The 2,239-nt window shown below is 38.9% G+C and carries 2 protein-coding genes; both read right to left on the bottom strand.

Annotated elements, in window-relative coordinates; all coding sequences use genetic code 11:
* The coding region (gene thrC / locus ACY65O_RS10980) for a threonine synthase (protein ID WP_462220904.1) at positions 1–954 on the bottom strand (954 nt) is incomplete at its 3' end.
* A 71-nt stretch (positions 955–1,025) separates the two neighbouring features.
* Complete coding sequence (locus ACY65O_RS10975; RefSeq protein ID WP_462220903.1) at positions 1,026–1,964, bottom strand: homoserine kinase; 939 nt, start codon at positions 1,962–1,964, stop codon at positions 1,026–1,028.
* Positions 1,965–2,239: the final 275 nt, after the last annotated feature.

The following is a 2,239-nucleotide window of genomic DNA, read 5'->3' as shown; positions in this document are numbered from 1 at the left end:
AATGCGTACAAAATTACTGGGATCGCCAACATCCATGGCATTGCTGATAGTGGCAACCGCTTTTTTAGGTTGATAATGTTGCGTTTCAAAATATTGCGGTACCACATCATTGGCATTGGTGGCTGCAATAAAATGTTTTATTGGGAGGCCGCTTGCATTGGCTAAAAGCCCGGCACAAATATTTCCAAAATTTCCGCTGGGTACACAAACTACTGGCGGATTGCCCCCATCCCCTGAAGGGGAGCAAACCCATTGTTTATAGGCAAAGAAATAATAAAATTGTTGGGGTAACCATCTGGCAACATTGATGGAATTAGCAGAAGTGAGAAATAATTTTTTATTCAGTTCATCATCCAAAAAAGCAGCTTTTACCATTTGCTGGCAATCATCAAAATTACCATCCACTTCCAGCGCATGAATATTATTGCCAAGCGTTGTCAATTGTTTTTCCTGCACACTGCTTACTTTTCCCGAAGGATATAAAATCACCACATCAACACCAGGCACATTATAAAAACCATTAGCAACTGCACCACCGGTATCGCCGCTTGTTGCTACTAATACCGTAACTTTTTTATCGCTGCCCTTAACAAAATGTCCAAGGCAACGGCTCATAAATCTTGCTCCAATGTCCTTAAACGCCAGTGTAGGTCCATGATACAATTCTAAGGAAAAAATATCGTCCGTAACTTTTACTAAGGGTATAGGAAAATTTACTGTTTCTTTTACTATGCTGAATAAATCGTCTTCGCTGATTGTATTGCCAACATAAGGTTTAATTACTTCAAAAGCAATTTCTTCGTTACTGATATTTTCTATGTTGGCAATTAATTCTTTTTTTACCTGCGGAATATTTTCAGGAAAGTATAATCCTTTATCAGGTGCCTGACCGTTTACAGTAGCATCTTTAAAATTTACATTGGGTGATATTTTATTTAAGCTGTAAAATTGCATTGTTGATTGGTTAACTGGTTGATTAGTTTATTAGTTGAAGTTTAAAACTGCCATTTACAATTGACCATTCACTATTGTCCATTCACCACTTTCACTCCATCATTATTAATAGTAGTTACATGTGTATGATATTCCACTCCTATTTTATCATAAATATTTTTCATTATCTGCTCCACATTTTTTGCAGTCTGTTCTTTTTTACTCAGCATAAAAACAGAAGGGCCGCTGCCGCTGATGCCACCGCCTAAAGCTCCGGCTTCTTTGCATTGTGTTTTCACTTCATCAAAACCGGGAATTAAAATACTGCGGATGGGTTCAATAATTACATCTTCCAAACTGCGGCTGATGAGTTCATAATCGTTTTGCAAAAACCCTGCAACCAATCCTGCAATATTCCCCCATTGTTTTATCGCATCTTTTAATTGTACTTCTTTACGTAAAATTTGCCGGGCATCACTTGTCTTTACTTCTATCTGCGGATGCACAACCGTTACATACATCAGTGGCGCAGCTAAAGGAATAATATCCAACGGAAAAATAGACCGTATCAATGTAACGCCGCCATAGATGCAAGGTGTAATATTGTCGGCATGCTTTACTCCGCTGGCAACTTTTTCTCCATTCATTGCAAAGCGAACCAGATCGTGTTTGCTAAAATAATTGTTGAGTAAATGATTGGCACCTACTACTGCACCTGCAGAACTTGCAGCACTGGAACCAAGTCCACTACCGGGTTTTATAATTTTATTTATCGTTAGCTCAAAACCAATATTTTTATCAGGGTATTCTTCCATCAGAGCAATCAATGCAGCACCGGCTACATTTTTTGCAGGTTCAGTGGGCAAATTATAATCGTCAATATGTTGTATTCTTATACCCGGGCTATTGCTCAACGTTAGTTCCATTTCATCTTGCGGATGATTTAGTGCAAGCCCCAAAATATCGAAACCGCAAACGAGGTTGGCAATGGTTGCAGGGGCAAGTATTTTTATTTTTCTTTGTTCGCTCATTTTTTTTAAAGCAATTTTATTTTTTTGGGCCAGACTATATTTCTTTGATCAACTGTAGTGGCGTCGCACCCTTGTACTACATATCTCTATTGAACTTTAATTATGTTTTGCAAAAGCACCTGTCGTCCCTACGCGACGATGAGAAACATACATTATTTTTTTTACCCACCTGCATCTCCTACGGAGCTAAAGACAATAACTTAGTCTTCGTTTCTATCTTCTCCATGATTAGTTCCCCCTTCAGGGGGCGGAGGGGGCTGGGTTAAGCCGTCGCT

The sequence above is a fragment of the Ferruginibacter sp. genome (assembly GCF_031430955.1).
GTDB lineage: Bacteria > Bacteroidota > Bacteroidia > Chitinophagales > Chitinophagaceae > Ferruginibacter.
Note: the sequence above shows the minus strand (reverse complement) of the source record. Positions and strands in the feature narration are given on the sequence as shown.

Excerpts from the sequence above, each read along its gene's own strand:
- ACY65O_RS10975 (WP_462220903.1), bottom strand. The coding sequence starts at position 1,964 with ATGAGCGAACAAAGAAAAATAAAAATACTTGCCCCTGCAACCATTGCC.